15 protein-coding genes are annotated in these 18,683 nt (G+C 28.3%); 3 read left to right on the top strand and 12 right to left on the bottom strand.

Annotation, left to right across the window (positions count from 1 at the left end):
- Positions 1-47 precede the first annotated feature (47 nt).
- The 6 genes from ACNQGH_RS02145 to ACNQGH_RS02120 form a co-directional block, all read right to left on the bottom strand.
- Positions 48-1,397, bottom strand: a complete 1,350-nt coding sequence (locus ACNQGH_RS02145) for an FISUMP domain-containing protein (RefSeq protein ID WP_417954326.1) — start codon at positions 1,395-1,397, stop codon at positions 48-50.
- Positions 1,398-1,413: 16 nt separating this feature from the next.
- Complete coding sequence (locus ACNQGH_RS02140; protein ID WP_417954325.1) at positions 1,414-1,620, bottom strand: hypothetical protein; 207 nt, start codon at positions 1,618-1,620, stop codon at positions 1,414-1,416.
- 261 nt (positions 1,621-1,881) lie between these two features.
- A complete protein-coding gene (locus ACNQGH_RS02135) occupies positions 1,882-2,751 on the bottom strand; it encodes a leucine-rich repeat domain-containing protein (protein WP_417954324.1) in 870 nt (289 codons plus the stop codon).
- A gap of 42 nt (positions 2,752-2,793) precedes the next feature.
- Positions 2,794-3,141, bottom strand: coding sequence for a DUF3127 domain-containing protein (locus ACNQGH_RS02130; RefSeq protein ID WP_417954323.1), 348 nt, complete (start codon positions 3,139-3,141; stop codon positions 2,794-2,796).
- An 11-nt stretch (positions 3,142-3,152) separates the two neighbouring features.
- The gene (locus ACNQGH_RS02125) at positions 3,153-4,307 is read right to left on the bottom strand and encodes a hypothetical protein (protein ID WP_417954322.1); all 1,155 of its coding nucleotides are present in this window, start codon (positions 4,305-4,307) and stop codon (positions 3,153-3,155) included.
- An 82-nt stretch (positions 4,308-4,389) separates the two neighbouring features.
- Positions 4,390-5,112, bottom strand: coding sequence for a tetratricopeptide repeat protein (locus ACNQGH_RS02120; RefSeq protein WP_417954321.1), 723 nt, complete (start codon positions 5,110-5,112; stop codon positions 4,390-4,392).
- Positions 5,113-5,261: 149 nt separating this feature from the next.
- On the opposite strand from ACNQGH_RS02120, the gene ACNQGH_RS02115 reads away from it, so the two are divergent.
- Complete coding sequence (locus tag ACNQGH_RS02115) at positions 5,262-5,474, top strand: helix-turn-helix domain-containing protein (RefSeq protein WP_417954320.1); 213 nt, start codon at positions 5,262-5,264, stop codon at positions 5,472-5,474.
- 103 nt (positions 5,475-5,577) lie between these two features.
- Here the strand turns inward: ACNQGH_RS02115 and ACNQGH_RS02110 are convergent, their stop codons facing one another.
- The 3 genes from ACNQGH_RS02110 to ACNQGH_RS02100 all read right to left on the bottom strand — a co-directional run bounded on the left by ACNQGH_RS02110 (position 5,578) and on the right by ACNQGH_RS02100 (position 7,918).
- Positions 5,578-6,774, bottom strand: a complete 1,197-nt coding sequence (locus ACNQGH_RS02110) for a hypothetical protein (protein ID WP_417954319.1) — start codon at positions 6,772-6,774, stop codon at positions 5,578-5,580.
- Between the two features lie 183 nt (positions 6,775-6,957).
- Entirely contained in the window at positions 6,958-7,416 is a 459-nt protein-coding gene (locus ACNQGH_RS02105; RefSeq protein WP_417954318.1) for a JAB domain-containing protein, read from the bottom strand.
- Positions 7,417-7,513: 97 nt separating this feature from the next.
- Positions 7,514-7,918, bottom strand: a complete 405-nt coding sequence (locus tag ACNQGH_RS02100) for a hypothetical protein (protein WP_417954317.1) — start codon at positions 7,916-7,918, stop codon at positions 7,514-7,516.
- A gap of 636 nt (positions 7,919-8,554) precedes the next feature.
- Between ACNQGH_RS02100 and ACNQGH_RS02095 the strand changes: the two genes are divergently transcribed.
- Positions 8,555-9,463 (top strand): phospholipase D-like domain-containing protein, encoded by a 909-nt coding sequence (locus ACNQGH_RS02095; protein ID WP_417954316.1) that lies wholly within the window; start codon positions 8,555-8,557, stop codon positions 9,461-9,463.
- Between the two features lie 42 nt (positions 9,464-9,505).
- Positions 9,506-13,849: an NACHT domain-containing protein gene (locus ACNQGH_RS02090; protein WP_417954315.1), complete on the top strand. Its 4,344-nt coding sequence runs from the start codon at positions 9,506-9,508 to the stop codon at positions 13,847-13,849.
- Here ACNQGH_RS02090 and ACNQGH_RS02085 read toward each other — a convergent pair.
- From ACNQGH_RS02085 to ACNQGH_RS02075, 3 genes are all read right to left on the bottom strand, one after another.
- The gene (locus ACNQGH_RS02085; RefSeq protein ID WP_417954314.1) at positions 13,840-16,542 is read right to left on the bottom strand and encodes a DUF4365 domain-containing protein; all 2,703 of its coding nucleotides are present in this window, start codon (positions 16,540-16,542) and stop codon (positions 13,840-13,842) included. The genes ACNQGH_RS02090 and ACNQGH_RS02085 overlap by 10 nt on opposite strands.
- 63 nt (positions 16,543-16,605) lie before the next feature.
- Positions 16,606-17,769 (bottom strand): DUF3871 family protein, encoded by a 1,164-nt coding sequence (locus ACNQGH_RS02080; protein ID WP_417954313.1) that lies wholly within the window; start codon positions 17,767-17,769, stop codon positions 16,606-16,608.
- The gene (locus tag ACNQGH_RS02075; protein WP_417954312.1) at positions 17,750-18,619 is read right to left on the bottom strand and encodes an AAA family ATPase; all 870 of its coding nucleotides are present in this window, start codon (positions 18,617-18,619) and stop codon (positions 17,750-17,752) included. The genes ACNQGH_RS02080 and ACNQGH_RS02075 overlap by 20 nt, the downstream gene beginning before the upstream one ends.
- Between the last annotated feature and the right edge of the window lie 64 nt (positions 18,620-18,683).

Below are 18,683 nucleotides of genomic sequence, written 5' to 3'. Positions count from 1 at the left end.
TTGGTGTTTTTTTTATTGAAAAAAAATATTATGATCCTAATAAAACCCTAGTCCTTGACACAGCGAATTGAAAGTGCAGAATTTGGGTCTGCACTACCGCTACTAAGTGTACTACTATTATTCGTAAGCCAATATCCGTAGTATGAGCCTTTCTCTGAAGTGTTCCACCATCCACCTGAATAACCAATCCCGGAGTATACAGTTACTATGTTTGGATAAGCCCCAGATAATGCTACTACACCTCCTGGAAGCCCCGTAAATCCACTTTCATTTGTAGCTCCTGTATTTGGGCTTGCCCAATGCGTTGTGCCTTTTTCCTTCATTTTCCCAGCTACAAGATTCAATCCTCCTAAGTATGTTATTAAACTGTCTAAGTCTGAAGCTGAAGAAATATGCCATCCATCAGGTGCTAACCCCCTAGGGTCATTAACAGCATATCCATTGTATAGTTTGCTATAAACTATGCCATTTTCTGTCTTATTCTCATAATAGCACCAAGCTCCAGTGGTAAGTTTATTCCATTGAGTCATATCTTGCACTTGAGGAATCGGGTCACCATTTCTATACTTACATACATCTAAGTTTTTCTGCACCCATTCTTTTCCATTTAAAACTATTGTGGAATATGAATTACCACAAATGTCTGTTAGCCCATTTCCTTTTAAAAAAATTGGATTTGTTGTAAAGCTTATTTGGTCTCCATACTCTGTACCACTAGTTTTTGTATTGTATGCACGTAAATAATATTTGGTGTTTGGCGTAAGACCTGTTATATTACCCGTTAGTAACAATCCTGATAAATTAGAGGTATGATTTCCTGTGCTTACGGGGGTTTGTGATGTGCTCCAGCACACACCTCTTGCAGTTAAATTATCATCTGAAATTATAGAAAACTGGTATTTTGCAGTTGTACTAGTTATTGAAGATACCGTAGTATTAATAATATTTTTATTAATACTATTACTTCCATCCTTTATAAACTCAATTATGTCCCTTTCATTTTGAGGATAATTCCCATAATCACTATCCCATGTAATTTGAATTCTTAGAGTTGTATCGTTAATTTCTAAAACAGTAAATTTTTCCGTAAGAGTAGTGTTATCAGTTTTATCAACTGTTGTAATAGTAAGGATATTTCCGTTTAATGTATACTTGCTAGAAATTGTTTTGTTTACACAATTGTCAAAAACTGCTACAATTCCATCATTTGAAAAAGTAGATGTATTCTTATATCCACATGATTGTAGTTGTAAATTTTCGCCATTTGAATTTGTAACTTTTGAGGTTTTCCATTTTCCTAAAATATTTTCAGAAACAGCAGGATTAACACCTTCATTTGAACAGGATAAAATTGTAATTGCCATTATGGCAAACAAGAAAAATTTAGCTATTTTCATTTTATTTAAATTGGGTTTATTTACATTCTTTTTTATAAACAGTTAATTGTGGTGAAGGATTTGGAAGAGTGCCATCACAAAGTGCCATACTTACTCCACCATACAGAGTTAAAGTACCGTTAGAAGATTTTAGGTATTCATTACATTTGCAAGCATCTTCATCTTTACTACAAGAGATAATTGTAGTAAAAAGTATCAGTATTGTTATAATTTTTAATTTCATTTTGGGGTTCGTATTATTTGGTTATGAATTATTAATTTTGCTCAAAGTAATTTTTTTCTGAATTGTTTCTTTATGGTTTTCCTCATTTTGATAAAATAAACACATCAGTACAAGGACTATCCTAAATAAGTTTAATTTATTTTGCAGTTGGTGAATTTCTTTTTAATTTTACTTTTCACTTTTATTAAGAGAACAAGATTCTTACCCTCCATAATCTGATACATAATAGAATTTCAGTTTTTTCAATATCTCAGTTATTCATCAAACCAAATCATGTTTGTACTGAAACCAATAATAATCCATATCATAAAACATTTGTTTATCATTTATTTGAATTGTGTTTCCTATAATTTCCACTAATCTTTCTATTGCTACGTGCTTTATTTTAGTGATATATCTATCCTTGAAATCTGGTTGAGTTCCCAGTTCTTTTGGGAAATTTATTTTTGTACCTATTTTATATTCATCAGTTGTAGCTTCCAAATCGATTGAAATAGTATTCTCTTTTTTTGAAAGTATAATATGGTATTTAGGAAAAACAAAATTTTCAAAATCTATATCATTGCCTTTAATGATATAATTAACGGAACAAATTTTATTATTCTTGAGTATTTCAATAACCTCATTCTCATTGCTAATTATATCAATATTTACTTTTCTCAATTTTTCAAGATGGGTAATAGCCTTTAAAGATCTAATCGGATTACGTTCAAGATCTAGTTCTTCTAAATTTTTGAAAGAATAAAGAATATCTATGTTTTCAATTTCATTGTCTCTAGCATCAATAAGCTTGATGTTTTCTAGATTTTTTAATACATCTAGATTTTTTAATTTTTGATTTCTTATATTAATTTCTTCAAGGTTTACACAATATTTTAAGAAAGCCAAATCGAGAATATGCTCGGAATAATTTAAATACAGACATGTTATTTTTTCAAAATCAGAAGCCTGTATAACATTTTTGTACGTAAGTAAACCTTCCGTTTTATTTTGCATTCTTTTCATCGTTACATTTTCAAACATGTAATCATCGGTAACCTCAAAATGAATTTTTTGTATGTCTTTTTTAGTTAAACCAATTTTTATCCAATGCAAGTGCATTAGAATTATATACTTAGTGTATTCGTCCATTTTTGATTTTATATTTAAAAGGAAATAATTATAGTAGTTTACTTAAAAAGGTAAGTCTTCATCCTCTTCTGGAATAGAATCTAGGTTGTCTATAAAAAAACTATTTTCAGCAATTGGCACTTTAGTCTCTGCTATTTCTATTTTCAATGCTTTTACATCAGTATACCATTTGCTATTGAATTCACGACTTTCCAATTCACAGGATATGATAAGAGAATTACCAACTTGCAATTGACTTTCATTTATTTTATCTCCCCAAATGCTCACGCATATTTTTTTGGGGTATTGACTATCAGTTTCGACAATGACGTCTTGCTTTCGCCAAGTACCATTTTTAGATTCTCCTGACTGGAAAGGGAGTAATTGGATTAGGGTTGCGGTTAGGGTCATAGCTCTTTGTTTTATTCATAATATTCAAACTTGTGAGTAAACATGTGTTCAATCTGATTGTCTTTAATGGTAAATCCATCAATATATTCAACCGGATTTATATTAATTATATTTTCAGAGTTATTAGCTTTTTTTATGCCCTCCTTGTATTTATAAATAAAAAATCTTGTTTCTTCAATTTCAACATCATAATATATTATGTCTTCAACACCACTGGAATCTAATTCTGTTTTCCAATTTTTTTGAGTATTTATAACAGTGGATTGTTTTATTCCATTGTTTAAACCATATATAAATTTGACTTCATAATTTTCTTGACAATAATCGTAGTAGGGATTTAGTAGACAATTTAACTTTAATGCCGATTCACTTTCTTCTTCAAATAAACTTTCCCATCCAAAAAATCCAAGTTCATCATTAAGCCTTAAACCTTCTTCATTTGAAGCATTAAAATTCACACTAATAAGTCTATTCTGTAAGTATTTCAAAACTGTTTTAGAATAAAAAACTTCTACTTCATCAACTTTTTCAAAACAATCAATTTCAATAATCCTTCTATCATCATTATATTTTAAATATGAAATTGCATTATCAATTAAAAATGATTCTAGTACACCATTCTTATAATTGTATGTGGAATTACTCTGTATTATATTGTTTTCTATATAAACACGATTAATCAAATTACCTAAATCATCAAAGCTTCTTTTTTCTTCTGAAAAGGAATTCTTTTTTAGATTCGTTTTCTTTCTTATAATTATTTCTTTACTTTCATTATAAATAAGTTCTTCAATGTTTAATAATTCATTTAAAGGATAAATAGGTAAGGGGCCATCACGAACCTCACGAAGTCTTGACAGATGTGAGTATGTTTCATCAGGTACAAATTGATCTCTTAAATCAGAATATCCCGTTTTATAATGAAAAATACGTGTTGTTAACCCTTCATATTTATATTCACGTTTAAAAAAATCATCCCCGCCACCATTATCTTGTGATATTTTTTCAACTAGTATTTTCCCGTCTTCAGTGTATTCAAATTCCGAGAAATGCCCAAATTTTTGCTCAGATTTAAGCAAACCATTTTCGTGATATTTTTTATAAAAAAAATTAAAATCATCAAAATGATTGTCTATGCCTGTGAATGATTCTTCTTTTAATCGCATTTATATAATTGTTGTATGTTAGCTTATTTTCAATTAGTTGCATAAAATATATCCATAATTCCTGTGAGTAAATGTTTTTACCTCATATAATTTGGCTTAACATATTAATGGCATTTTTATTTCCTAACTCTGCTGATATTTTTAGATATTTAATAGCTTCAGGTTCTTTACCTGCCTTACTGAAAATTTGAGACATCATTAAGTATGGGTTTGAATAGTTTTTATCAAAGCTTAATGAAGTTTTACAGTCTTCAAATGCTTCATTAAGTTTGTTAACGTTTTTGAAGGCATTAGCACGGTTATTATACATTCTATTGAATTTAACACCAAGCATAACTCCTAAATCCATACCTTCTTCATCCGGGTTAAATTCAGTATTTGGGTGTGATTTTTTTAAATCTATTGCATAAGTATAAAAAGAAATAGCTTTATTGTTATCTCCTAAACTTAAATAGCAAAAACCAATTTGGTGATATAATGCGTATGTATTTATATCATTATTACATATGTCGATTGCTATTTCATATTCTCTAATAGCTGATTGATAAATTTTCAAATCTTCCAATACATTTGCTTTAAAAGCTCTTTGTCTCCAATCGTCAAAGTCGCAATCTTCTATTGTTTTATTTATTAATTCTAAAGATTTACTGTAATTACCACTTGAGTAATATTGTTGCGCTGAAACATAATATTTTGTATATTCCTTTATGCCGCTCTTAAACAGTCCAAATAATCCTTTTTTTGGTTTTAAATTTTTATAATTTGTTTTTCTGCTTCTTCCAAATGCTTTTTCAAAAGTGCTCATATGTTATTATTTAATAAAGTGAATCATTCGCTTTAAATGTGAATTTTTAATTATTTGCCTTAGCTTTATAAGTGTGTAATTATCATATACGATAACCAACTAAAGCCAAAAATAGACAAATTTTGCTTATCATATAAGATAATCAACAATTGGGAGATTTATTACAAAAAAGAGTTGGTAAACGCATTCAAGAAATCAGGATTGAGAAAAATTTATCTCAACAAGACTTGGCTGCGAGATGTAACTTTGAAAAAAGTAATATGTCCAGATTAGAGTCAGGTGGTGCAAACGCCACACTTTCAACTTTAGATATTGTTTGTAAAGCATTAGGTGTTGATATTATAGAGCTTTTCAAATTTTGAGACAACCTTATTAATGATTTTTTCATTTTACTATATTGGTTAAACATAAAGCAAATGTAAAATCATATTGCATTAACATTTAAGTGTTGCAAATTTGCAAGTCTTAATCATCAAATTCAGGGTCATAAATTACATTGGTTCTTATTATTGGAATATATTTAAAATCATCCCCAAAGTTTTTTCCTGATACAATATAGTTTTTTGCATAGACGTAATACATTTGTTTATAAAATGCTGCCTTTATTCTTGAAATATGAGTATAGATGGCTTTGCTTTCAGGATTAACAAGGTCTTCAATACTTTGCTGTATTTTGTCATAATCAATTTGATATGAAATATTGGAATATAAATCTAACAATTCCTTTTTGTATTTGTAAAGTTCCTTGATATTTATACCTTGTGGATTATTATAGAACAAAATGTAAACTGCCTTTGTCAGGTGACTTAACTGTATTTCCAAATTATCAAAATAAGGGAGTACAATTCTATAATTACTCATGATGAGTACTTTACTTACACTATTCAGGTTAATCCTATTAGCTTCGCTATTCAGAATATCTTTAAGAATAGGTAAAGCAAGTAGTAATTGTCCACTGTCTCTCAATTCTCTTAATTGGCTTTGTATTTCTAGTACTTTTTCTTTGGCATCTTCATCAAGGTTGTCATAAGCATAATATTCTTGAGTATTGCCAATCATGCAATCATATTCCTCAATTCTATTCTTTTCATTCTTAAAGAATAGAATTAAGTTTTCAAAGAAGGCATCTGGGCTGTCTTTTAGTAGTAAATCATTACATTCAAGTATTGAAGTATTGTAATTAGGATCATAATTATAGAAATCTAAATTGTCAAAAAATATGAACCCCGATTTAATATTTCCCTTGTATCCAATATAATCTAATATGCTTTGGTATCCAGATTTAAAAACTGAACCACTTAATTTTTCATCAAATAATTTAGTCATTTCATTCATTAACTTGGAAACTATATGTTCTTCAGAATAGAATTTTTTTAAATCACTTGGAGATAGATAAGGTAAATAGAATTTTAGAAGACCTCTTATGTCTTTGGGATAACCTAAATTTGATAAATAGATGAAATTTTTACCACCTTCAGCAAATTTTTTATTTAAGTCTGAATATTGATTTTTAATGTATTTATTAATCTGCAGATTATTCTCTAAGTCAAAGAAAACAATAGCGTTTTGGTCTATATTAAAGCTAGATAAGTTATTGTGAAATTTAAAACTATCAAACTTTTCAATTCTCAAGTTTGCAAAATAATCCTGAAGATTAGCCATATTGTTCTACGTTAAAATTGAGAAATATAAAAAACTAAATTACTTTATTTTAATTAATAACTTAGAGAACCATCTGTAAAATATTCAAGGGAAATTTAGGAAAACGCTATTAATAGTAATCTGTGAAAAAGTAAATCTTCGAAATTTAATTACTACAAGGCGCAGCTTTACTGGTTTATACTTTCACGTTAACATTCCTTCACTTGAAAAGCTATAAAAAACATTCTTTGTGATTATTAAGTGGTCTATTAAAGTTATGTCAAGTAAATCAGAACATTTTTTGATTTTCTTTGTTAAGCTAATATCAGCATCACTAGGTTTTGCGTTACCAGATGGATGATTATGGGAAATAATTATTCCACAAGCATTGCATTTCAAAGCTACTGCAAAAAGTAATCTTACATCTACTACAGTTCCAGTAATTCCTCCTTTGGACAAAGAATAAATACCTAAAGCTTCATTAGCTCTATTGAGTAAAATAACTTTGAACTCTTCCTGTAATTCCAGTGTACCTAGATTCCAAGAATTTAATAATAACTCGTAAGCTGTTTGCACAGAATTAATCTTCTCCTTTTGTGTATTGTGTGTAGAGTAGTAAACCTGTATCTCAGCTAATTCATTTATTGAGCTGGTTGTTGTCATAATTTAGGGGTATTTAGAAAATTTGAAAATAAATTAAATATCCTCTATACATTTTAACCATCCAGGTTTACACGAATAGAGGATATTTTAAATGAAATTAATGTTGCAACTGACCATTACTTGAGAATGAATTTCCACTAGGAATATTGCTCATAAATTCATCAACAGTTGTTTTGCTTTTCTCTACTTTAGGAGTAGTTGCTTTTTCTTCTTCTACATATTCAAATCTATGGGTTAAGGTAATTACCTCTCCAGTATCTTTGATTACGTACTCGTAAGCTTCACACTCTACTTTCTTCACCTTTCCAGGTAATTCAGTTCCAATTAAAGCTTGACAAGTTATTTCATCAAAGGTTGAGGAGATAGATGCCTTTCTAGCTGTAACATAGAATTTGCCTGTTTCTTTGGATTTAACCATTTCAATTCCACCTTGAAGTTCGAGTACAAAGAATTCTTTTCCATCCTCTGTTTCTCTTTTCTTGTAATTAATAATTCTTACCATTTTCTTAATTTTCTTGAGTTAAACATTTTACATTCAAATTCATAAACCTGTAGCTTAAACACAGCTATCAACTTGTATCTTTATCTACGGAATAATTTTTTGCTATGCTAATGATGGGTGGGGGTATTGAGTTGGGGCTAGTTAGAGGGGGGAGTGTTGTCAGGGTGATTTAAGCGAAGATAATTTTAATCTAAAAAAAAATTAAAAAAATATGTAGGTTTTTTTTTATTACTTTTAAACAATTAGCATTTAAGTTTTATGCCTTTACTTCAAATGTATGTTTTATCAAAATACTTACAATTGCAAAATAAAGAAGCTATTGATGACAAATAGAATGATTAGAAAAGTCATTCTATGAATCGTAAAGTTTGAGAAGAAATTGAAACCAAGTATGAATTGGAAGATCTATCTAAAAAAGACAAGATTAGTGTAAATTATCTTACCAGAATTTATAAAAGAATTAGGTAAAAAGATAGTTAAGTTATCCTTGCCACAAGAAGAAGAGTAGAAAGATTATTTTATAGAAGATTAAAGCATTAAGGTTAAAATCTACAATGGATGCTACAGATAAAACAATTGACAAAATGGTTTATGAGTTATAAGAGTTGAGTGAAAAGGAAATAGAAAAAGTTAAATATGAAATTTATACCACCTTTGGAAATAGCATCCAAAATAATGACTCTGATTACAGAGGCTGATAAAGAACTAATACTAGTCTCACCTTATGTTAAAATAAATGACTGGGAAAAAATGAAGAAGTGTTTAGCAAAAGCTGTAAATAAAGGAGTCAAAATATCTTTTATAGCTAGACAAAATACAAATGATGATCTATCTCCTTTGAAAGCACTTGATATATATCCCATATTGATTAGAGATTTACATGCTAAAGTTTACATTAATGATAAATATGGAATTGTTACTTCACAAAATATTACACAGTATTCTGATATAAATTCTATTGATATTGGTTATCAAACTGAAGATGAAAAAGAGAGGACTGAGTTAATTGATTTTGTAAATAATTACATAAAAGATATTAAAACTGAAGATGAAAAAGTTAAACCTATAGATGAAGATAGGCGTCCTTTAGCTTTAGAAAAAAACACCTTTCTTAGAATTGAGAACCAAAACAATGATAATGTAAAACAGTTGAGTGAGTATAATCTAGAAAAATTACATCAAGCTTTTATAAATAACTTTTCAAAATCAAAAATTAAAAAAACATCTAGTTATTTGTTTTGTGATGATATATTACCATTTGCGGATGTCATGATACATACACGCTATATAATTAAGATAAACAAATACAGGACAGATTGTGACCTAATTTTAAAAAAAATTGAAGAGATAAATTTTAGTTATAATCATAAGTTTAAAATTGAGCTGTTGACTTCTCACAAATCATTTTATTATTTGGATTTCATTCCTATAGGTTCACTAAAAATGAATAAATTGATAGATGATTATTTTAACATCACAAAAAGCATTTTAAAAAGTGATGTTATTAAGGTGCTTAAAGTTCAGAAAAAGGAGGGTGCTTGGTAATATAAAAATAAAAAAATCAGAGAATTTTAAAATAAAATAATAATGTGGAACTCTTTTAATACGTACCATTTAAGCCCTGAAAATGCTTTTGAAACAATGAATAACCAATTGTTTGAAAGATACCTGAAAAGGGAGTATAACAATGAATTAATAAAATTCAGAGTAATTAATGGTTCAGGAGGTGATGGTGGGATTGAAGCTTATGGAGAATTATATAACAACACAATTGTTGCTGTCCAATCCAAATGGTTCAGGAATTCTTTAGGAGATAATCAAATAAATCAAATAAGAAATTCTATTGTAACCGCTTTATCTCTAAGACCTAGTATTTTGCAATACATTATATGTATCCCAAGAGATATTAATTCACTAAAAATAGGGAAGGGGAAAAAACCAATTAAAAATACCGAAGAAAGTAGAATAGATGAGTTAATCAATGAAATAAAAAAAGTAAACAAAGGTCTGAAAATAACCTGGTGGTTTCAAAATGAAATACTAGGCGAGATAATGAAACCCGAAAATGAAGGAGTTCATAAATATTGGTTTGAAAAGGAAATTTTATTTTTCAGCAATTTAAAAGATAAATTTGCTTACCAAAAAACGAATAGCTGGTTGAGAGAAAGGTATGTTCCAAATTTAAACACAAGTGGGATTATAAAAAATCAAATCAGTAAGTTACAGTTTACAGAACCTTTCAGGAAATCTCTTTTAATAAATTTTTTTAAAATAAATCTGGAAATAGAAACTTTCCTGAAACAGAGTATTCAATTTAATGAATACTCAAAAGAAAATGATTTCTATGAAAATCTTTCAGCTATTAACAAGTATTTGTTAAATATTAAAAAATCAAATTTACTTATTCAGAAAGACTTGGGTCTTGGTATTCAACCAAACCTTCATATTTTAACTTTTATTGGGGATTTCAATATTATCGAAGAGCTTGAAGAAGTTGAAGCGATGTTAAAATTAACAAACCCAAATAACCTTCAAAAAACAATTTATGATAATTTTATCTACAAACTGAACTTGATTAAACATGTCCTTTTAGGAGACTATTATAAGTTATTAAAACAACTAGAAGGAGTAAATGTTATGTTGGTTTTGGGAAACCCTGGCACAGGTAAAACACATGGTTTAGCTTTCGAGGTTGCTAGATACCTAGATGATGAATCTCCTGCAATTCTCATTAGAGCTTTTGGAAAGAATTCAAAAAACTGGAATACTGTTTTATTGGATGAACTAGAGCTGAATGGATGGAATAACAATGAAATATTTTCGGCTCTTGAAACGCTAGCTTTAAGAAATGATGTAAAAAAAGCAACAAGGTTAAAACCGGGAGAAGAACCTAATTTTGAAAACACAAAAGTTTTAATCTGTATTGATGGATTGGATGAAGATGTAAATAATTTTAATAGATGGTATGATAGAATTTCTGAGACAATTGAAATATGCAAAAAATATCCTCGAATAAAATTTGTTTTTAGTGCAAGAAAATATTTTTACAATAATTCTAAAATTATTAAAAATGACGAACTAGAAATTACCGAGTTGCCGAGAGAAGGAGATGTTTCAGTTGAAACTGTTTTAAATGATTATCTCGTAGAGTACAATATCAAGATTGAGAATTTATCACTTCTTAGAGGATTAGATAGTTTATTTGCCTTACACCTATTTTGTAATGAATACCAAGGAAGTGAACTAAATGATAATAGTAAAATAGAATTAGCTACTAACAGTTTACTAAATAAAAAGATAGAAAGAATTAATGAAGAGTTCAAAAGCTCCTTAAATAAAAAACTAACAACTGATTCCAATCCAGTCGCAGATGCTTTAATTCAAATTTCAGAATTGTTTTATCAAAAATCTGAAATTAGTCATGATGAGCTAAGAAATGAAATTGACCAATGTTTACTTAAGTACTTAGATAATTCTGATGTTGAATTATTGATTCAGTTTTTGTCTGAAAATGGTATAGTAGCCAAATATCAAAGAGAAGTAAAAAAAGGAATTATTAAAAAATACACTCCCTATTATTCCATCACATTCCAATCTATTCTTGAAATTATAATTTCTGACAAAATCTGTGAAACTATTTTAAATGGTAGTCTAAATCAAATTCCTGATAACCTATTTGAATATATGGCAATGCCAATTGATTTGAATCCAATTGAATACCAAAGAAAACATGGAAAATATCCAAATGAAAAAATAATTCAAGACATTGTAAACAAAGTCTTTAATGAAAGTGAAAAACTTATTGGAGAGAATAACTTTTTAACTAATGGTTTTGATGCTGAAGAAATATTTTTAATGCAATTAGAAGCGTTAATAAATGCTCCATATAACTTAGCATTAAAATATGAAAACTGGGTTACTAATTTATTAGTCAATGATTATGAAAAAAGAATTATAATCTTAAAAGAATTAATTTATCCATCAGCAAACAATGAAAATTCTCCCTTTAATGCTAGATACCTTCATAATATCCTTTCTAACTTCAAGAGCACATTCGAAAGAGATAAATTCTGGTCTGGTTTGGACAGTCACGAGAAAAGTTTAAATTCTAATTATAACTATTGGGATTTAAATTCTTTACTTAATAGTTATAAAACTTTTAGTGAGTTTGAAAAATATGATGGAATAGTTTTAATTTATGCCTGGGGTTTAACCACAATTGACCAAAAATTAAGAGAGGAATTAAGAATTAAAATAACAGAATGGGCATTATTAATACCTGATGAATTTCTTAAGCTTTTAGATTTATTATATTACTGTGGAGACCCACAAATACAAGAAGATTTTGCCTCAATAACATTAGGTATTGCAAGTAACTGTAAAAATAAAGATGCAATTCTTCAAATTGCTAAATGGACAGTTAAAAATATTTTTGAAAGACTTGAGGAGAATAGGAATGTAATTGTAAGATATGGTTTTAGAGCTATTATTGAAAGAGCTTATCAATTTGGTTTAATTGGAATTAATAATCTAAAAAAAGCTAGACCAAAAAAAAATAAGACTTTTAAGTTTTTACCTCTAGATTTAGATTACTTAAAAAAACCAAAAGAAGAATTTTATCCAATTGTCCATGATTTAGCTTGGTATGTAATCAAAAGAGGTTATGAAGATTTCTTATCATATTCTTCAGGGTTTAACAATTATTCAAACGTTAAAAAGCCAAATGAAACAGAAAAATTTTTAAAGAAGTACGGTAAAAATATTGAGAATGAATATGATATTTCACCAAGAGGGTTTGCAATGTCTGTATCAATTGCCTTTATTAAAAGCTTAGGTTTTGATAGAACAAAAGGGAATGGATTTACAGATGCTTCTGGCGGTAGTAAAAGTAAAGTTTTTACATATGAAGAAAAGTATACTTGGTTAGCAGTGAATAATCTTAAGGGGTATTTATCAGATTACTTACCATATAGTGATGATATTGAAAATGCAAAATGGATAGATGATTATTCTCAAATAACGGAAATTCATAATCCAACTGAAGACTTTTCAAAAAAGTTTGAATTATTTATTGATAATATGTTTAATCCTAAAAGTTGGATTATAAAAGAAGAGATTTCTCCAGATTTAAAAAAGGGTGTAGAATTATCAACAGAAATTAAAAAAATTGTTAGTATAGAACCAAAATTAGATTTTAATAAATGGGTATTTACTAATGAGAATGATTTTGAAGATTTCAAAGAGAATGGATTGGTGGCTTATAATTATACTTCATTATATAATTCTTCAAAAACTATCATTTCTTCAATTCGATTACAGGCTTGCCTGATAAAAGAAAGTGATTTCGAAGAGTTGAAAAAATTCGTAAGTCTTAACTCCAAAAAGAGCCATATTTTGAATGGTGCCTTAGATTTTTATTCTTACCCAAAGACAGATACCTATTCAAATCCATCTGACATTATTTGGATGGATTGGATTGGAGAAGATGAGAATGAAATCTTTTTTGATGGTGAAAAAGTATTTTATCCATCTTTGACAAGAGTAACAAAAGTAAATGTTGATGGAGAAAAACAACTTTATATTCCTTCTAAAATTTTACGTAAAAACCTTGATATAACTGAATTAGAAGGAGATAGATTAATTAATTCAAAAAATAAAACAGTTGGAATTTTCCATAATGTGGATTCTGATAATTTTCAAGAAGGTCAAGATTTAATAATTTTAAACAAAAGTTTACTAGAAACTAACTTAAAAAAAAATGGACTAAAATCATTTTGGTTTGGCTCATTTTTCATCAAAAAAAACCCTCACAATGAGGATATTAATGAGATTGAATACACACAGAGGTATAGAAAATATTTGCTTTGGGAAGAAAACGGAAATATTAAAAATATTGAGTTTTGGAATGGTAAATTTAGTAATCAATTATAGATGTTAAAATAGATTTTTGCAACTCCTTCAATGTAATCCTTTTTTAAAGCTTTTCTAATTTCTTTCTTTAAAATTTTAGATTTTTTAAAAGCTTTGAAATAAAATTTAGTTTGATATTCAAGAATCCAATAGTGATTGAATTTCGAGTAATCAAAACCATCTAGATCCATTAACCAATCATAAAAATCTTTTTGAAATGTATAAGTTGACAGTCTCTTCATTTCTTTGGTAAAGACAACATTGTATTTATAAATAAGGTTAATTAATTGCCCAAGTCTATAATTTTCATTCTGATTAAAATGTCTCCTTAAAGCGGGGTCTTTTTTTGTTAAATCTGGAATACAATTAATAAATTTATCAAGTAAATCTTTATCGTAGTCTATTAAATCATAAATAGCAGAAAGTTGATAAAAGCTTGGATCAAAATTTATATTTAATCTTTCAATGATAGTCTTCTTTAAAGTTTCTCTATGATTTATTTCTAAAAAGGTGATCGCATAACCAAGTGTTTCTATTCTGTTATCTTCAGACAACAGGTCGCTTTCAGTAAAATCATTTATATCTAATAATTCAAAAATTAATGTTTCAACTTCTTTAATTTCTGATTTTTCAACATAAAGTTTTATGGCATAGCTAAATGCTGAAGAATGTTGAAAATGATGCTTCTTTAGTACAAAAATTATTTTTTTAATGTTGTCACAACTAATTTCTCTATGATGCGAAAATAGTTGAAAAAGGGCACTCGTTGGGATTACATTTCTTTTATCTAATTTCTCAATAATTAAAAATAACTTACATATTAAATTATTTAAGTGATTCTCCGAAAATTTAATCCTTGATATTATTAAAGTTAAATTATTAATTAACAATTCCGTTTTATCCAGAAGTATTTCATTTTGTTCTTCATTAATAATATCAAGAGAATTAGTGAGATTTTCGAGATATGAAAACAATTCTAAATATGTGGCATTTTTATCGGATACTTTTATTTTATTGATATTGTATTTTTTTAATAAATGATTAGCGTCTTCAAATTTAACATTGAACATCCACATCTTTAAAATTGTCAAAGTGAATTTTTTATACCGGCTAGCATTTGGATTTTTTATCGTGTAAAGAGCCAATATCCCTTCCAAAACTTTTGTAGTCAGTTGTTTGTACTCATTAAAAGAGTTGTAAATAATTAAATTAAACTCCAAAAAGTAATACAATCTTAGAAAACTAAACAATAAATTTTGGTGATGCTCATTTGAATGAAAGCCTCCGTATTTATCATTAAAAGACATTTTTTTTATTTCTTCCAATTTATTATCAATACTCCAAACAGCATTTTCAAAGAAATTAGCATCCTTTATCCATTTATATAAATCAAAAAAGTGAGGAGCATTAATTTTAATCTCTGCTTCATTTATCTCTAAATTTGCATTTTTTAAACTTTCTAATAATTGTTCTCTATTCTCTACAAAATATGAATTTGAAATTATCTTTCTTAACTGTACTAAATTATATTTTATGATAGTTGAAAAAATTAATTTTTTATTAGCCTCAGCATCTTTATATGCTTCTTGCAAAATTTCTACTGCAACAGTAAAATTTCCCATTGAATATGCAGTATAACCTCTTCTTAATTTTTCATGTAAACTATATTTCCCAGAATTCTCTTCTAATATTTTTTTTGCTTCTATAAAATTAAGTTTGTCATAATTACACCTTTCACAATTACAGGTTTTAGCTATTAGTAAATTATGAACACAAATTTTAAAATTACTTTTTTTAACTTTTCCAGCCCAATTAATATGCTCAATACAATTAACACTAAAAAATTTTATAATTTTATCAAGCTTTTCGGATATTCCTTCATCGTATTTATTCCCTTTAATTTCAAGATTTCCATTTATTAATTGAATACTATTCATGAAATCATAAAATTCCTCATTATCAGTATTTAAATTTGAATCCCAGATATAAGAATTTTGTTGAGTTCCACTAAATGGATATAATTTTGATAATATATTCGTCGGTATAACATTTATCCCCTCAAACAAATCAATAGTGTATATCGCTTTGTCCAGAATCTCTTTATCTCTAACTTCATTTTTGATAAAACTGTAATCTGCTTTAAGTTCAAAAATTGAGTTATGCTTATGATGTTGAAGTTGTCTAGATAATTGTATCTCTTTGATGAATTTCTCAAAATTTTCTTGATTAAGAAGGTTTTCAGAAGGAATGTAAATTTGGATTGTAGGTTTATTTTTTCCTGCCCCTCCTTCACTTAATTCCTTTTCCTTATTTATAATCTTTTCTGGAATTGATGCATCTATTTGTATAGAATACCAATATGAATTATCTGTAGTTATATCTGTATATATAAATATAAGAGCCTCTGTTAATTCATTGTAATATTGTTTAACATGTCTAAGTTCTAATTGAAATGAAATTTTTCCTTGTTCGGGATGCTTTGTAGAGCTGATTACCTTTGTTGGTGTATTAGTGCCTTTGTTTTGAGTTTCAAAAAAAAGAATCTGTGATTGATTATCTCTGTTATATACATGACAATAAAAGTCTATCCCTTTTTCTTTTTTTTGATTAGACTCATGTTGTTTGTATTCCAAATTATTATCTTTAAACAAGCTCATTAGTTTAAGCTCTAACTTGGCATCAGCTTCTATTTGTATCTCATCATTTCTTTTCATAAAACAAATATATAAAGATAATCGTATTAAAAACCCACCCCTAACGAAAGGGGTGGGCTCCTCTTAACTCAAAAACCAAGAATAGTTGGTAGAACTACCACTTAGTGCTTTTGAGACACCTTCAGAAAAACTGAAGGCATTCACTCCTCTTTCAAGGAAAGTGTCAACATAACTGGTCTTATTAGAGCCAGTCAACAAATTATAAAATTCCCACATACTTATATCGCCATTAGCATTTCTACAAAAACTTTCATCCTGATAATAGTCTTTAGCTACAGTATTAATATGTCCATCATTCAAGAGTAGCTCAGGTATTAGAGTCTTTTCTTTTTTAGGTAGATAATTATACAATCTAGCTTTACCTACAATTTGAGCAAATTGACTTTCTGAAAGAGAATGTTCTAGAAGATTTTTCATAGTGTTTAAATGCTGATTTGCATTATATCCTTGTATTACTTGAAGCATTTTATCCTCAAGGTCTAAATAGCTCATGGCTCTAATTTCACTTTGGAAACCATCTGTATTGACGCAAAGATTGCAACAAACCATATTTTGAAAACCTATGAAGAATTTGAACTTTTCATAAGTTTTCTTGTTATACAGGTTTTCCAGATTGTAACTTCTTACGCCTCCTATTGTCAGTGATAACTTGTTGCCATTTATAGTTTCAGTAATACCTGGAACCCTTATAATAAAAGCCATCCTCTCAAAATACGAAGTTCTTTGATGCTCTTGCAAATCTTTAGCAGCAATATGTAAAGCATCAGGGGTTCTTCCTTTAATTTGGTGGCTTACTCTAATTTCAGGAGTGTCTAGGTTTTCATTTGGGAACATCTTACCAATAGCTAATAGTGCAGTTTCTATAAACTCCTGATGGCTTAGAGTGATTTCATTGTCCTTTGTAAAAACTGGAATCACACATTTTTCTTTTAAATCGCAAAGTTTTATTTCTTCCGTATTTGCTTCTATAAAAGGTGATTTTTGTATAATATTTGAAGATTCGTGTAAACCTGGATCCTTTAGATAGTTAAGGAATACAGGTACAGATGATACTTGTCTATCTTGTCCAAAATTTACAATTCTATTTTCTGAATTAGATTCAATAAAAGAAGTGTTTGTGATTATTTGTGAAGATTCATCTAAACCTGGAGATATTATATGTTTAAAGACTCCAGGTACTTGTTTAATAGTCTCCTCGTTTCTGATTTTAGTGAGTTCCATTTCCATTTGATGATACATTAGATGTTAGTTGTTGTAGAAGGTTTTTCTTGGCTACAAAGTCCTGTTCAATAGTTTTAGCCAACTCTAGGTTTTGATTATAAAGCTCTGTCAATTCTTTAATTGTCATAGACTCTACAATCTTTTGTTGTAACTCGTGTTTACTCATAGTACTATATGAAGTAGCATTAACCCAAGCTATGAGACGTTTGCCAGTGGCGCTATTAATTACAAACTCAGGCTTATTCATGTAAAGGCCTAGCCTGTCCTTTGTTGCCTTTGCTAAATGATTTTCATTTATGAGCTCGAAATTTAAGTCCAACTCATATTCATAGCCTTCTTGAGTAACTTCTTTTGTGCCTAACTTGAAAACTTTTGTTCTTCCATTAGAATCTTTATCTAAACTGTATTCAACTTTTCTTCTAACACAAGTTATGATGTGACATTTAGATTGTAGTATAGCATCAATAAATGCTTGATGTCTTTTTTTTACTGGTCCCCAATCCTGAAATCTCCCACCAAGTTGATCATGTATGTCAAGACAACCTCCCTGTCCAGACCACTCCATTGATATTGAGTCAATTATTATTACATCCATCATTGAATCTTCTGCAAGTTTAATTCCTAAGATAAATTTCTCAGGGGTGAATGGCGCTTGTAAATCTATAATATTATAGTCTCCTAGATGGCTGTACAATGATGCGGATGAAGATTCAGAATCTAAAACACAGATTTTCCCCCAATCATTTGTCATACCAAAACCCATCGATAATGCAGAGAAAGTTTTGCCAAAACCTGAGGCACCACTTAAACCAATACGTAATTTTTTCCCTTTCTGGGAAGCTCTTTTTAATTCCATAATTTATAATTTTAAAGATTAATATTTATATTAATTAATGTTGAAATGAAAAAGCGATTGTCAC

Source organism: Flavobacterium kochi, from assembly GCF_048286715.1.
GTDB lineage: Bacteria > Bacteroidota > Bacteroidia > Flavobacteriales > Flavobacteriaceae > Flavobacterium.
Note: the sequence above shows the minus strand (reverse complement) of the source record. Positions and strands in the feature narration are given on the sequence as shown.

Bases quoted from the DNA above. Each gene is read 5' to 3' on its own strand.
- ACNQGH_RS02085 (WP_417954314.1), bottom strand. From the start codon at position 16,542: ATGAAAAGAAATGATGAGATACAAATAGAAGCTGATGCCAAGTTAGAG.
- ACNQGH_RS02140 (WP_417954325.1), bottom strand. From the start codon at position 1,620: ATGAAATTAAAAATTATAACAATACTGATACTTTTTACTACAATTATC.
- ACNQGH_RS02075 (WP_417954312.1), bottom strand. From the start codon at position 18,619: ATGGAATTAAAAAGAGCTTCCCAGAAAGGGAAAAAATTACGTATTGGT.
- ACNQGH_RS02130 (WP_417954323.1), bottom strand. From the start codon at position 3,141: ATGACCCTAACCGCAACCCTAATCCAATTACTCCCTTTCCAGTCAGGA.
- ACNQGH_RS02095 (WP_417954316.1), top strand. From the start codon at position 8,555: ATGAAATTTATACCACCTTTGGAAATAGCATCCAAAATAATGACTCTG.
- ACNQGH_RS02135 (WP_417954324.1), bottom strand. From the start codon at position 2,751: ATGGACGAATACACTAAGTATATAATTCTAATGCACTTGCATTGGATA.
- ACNQGH_RS02120 (WP_417954321.1), bottom strand. From the start codon at position 5,112: ATGAGCACTTTTGAAAAAGCATTTGGAAGAAGCAGAAAAACAAATTAT.
- ACNQGH_RS02125 (WP_417954322.1), bottom strand. From the start codon at position 4,307: ATGCGATTAAAAGAAGAATCATTCACAGGCATAGACAATCATTTTGAT.
- ACNQGH_RS02110 (WP_417954319.1), bottom strand. From the start codon at position 6,774: ATGGCTAATCTTCAGGATTATTTTGCAAACTTGAGAATTGAAAAGTTT.
- ACNQGH_RS02100 (WP_417954317.1), bottom strand. From the start codon at position 7,918: ATGGTAAGAATTATTAATTACAAGAAAAGAGAAACAGAGGATGGAAAA.
- ACNQGH_RS02145 (WP_417954326.1), bottom strand. From the start codon at position 1,397: ATGAAAATAGCTAAATTTTTCTTGTTTGCCATAATGGCAATTACAATT.
- ACNQGH_RS02105 (WP_417954318.1), bottom strand. From the start codon at position 7,416: ATGACAACAACCAGCTCAATAAATGAATTAGCTGAGATACAGGTTTAC.
- ACNQGH_RS02090 (WP_417954315.1), top strand. From the start codon at position 9,506: ATGTGGAACTCTTTTAATACGTACCATTTAAGCCCTGAAAATGCTTTT.
- ACNQGH_RS02080 (WP_417954313.1), bottom strand. From the start codon at position 17,769: ATGGAAATGGAACTCACTAAAATCAGAAACGAGGAGACTATTAAACAA.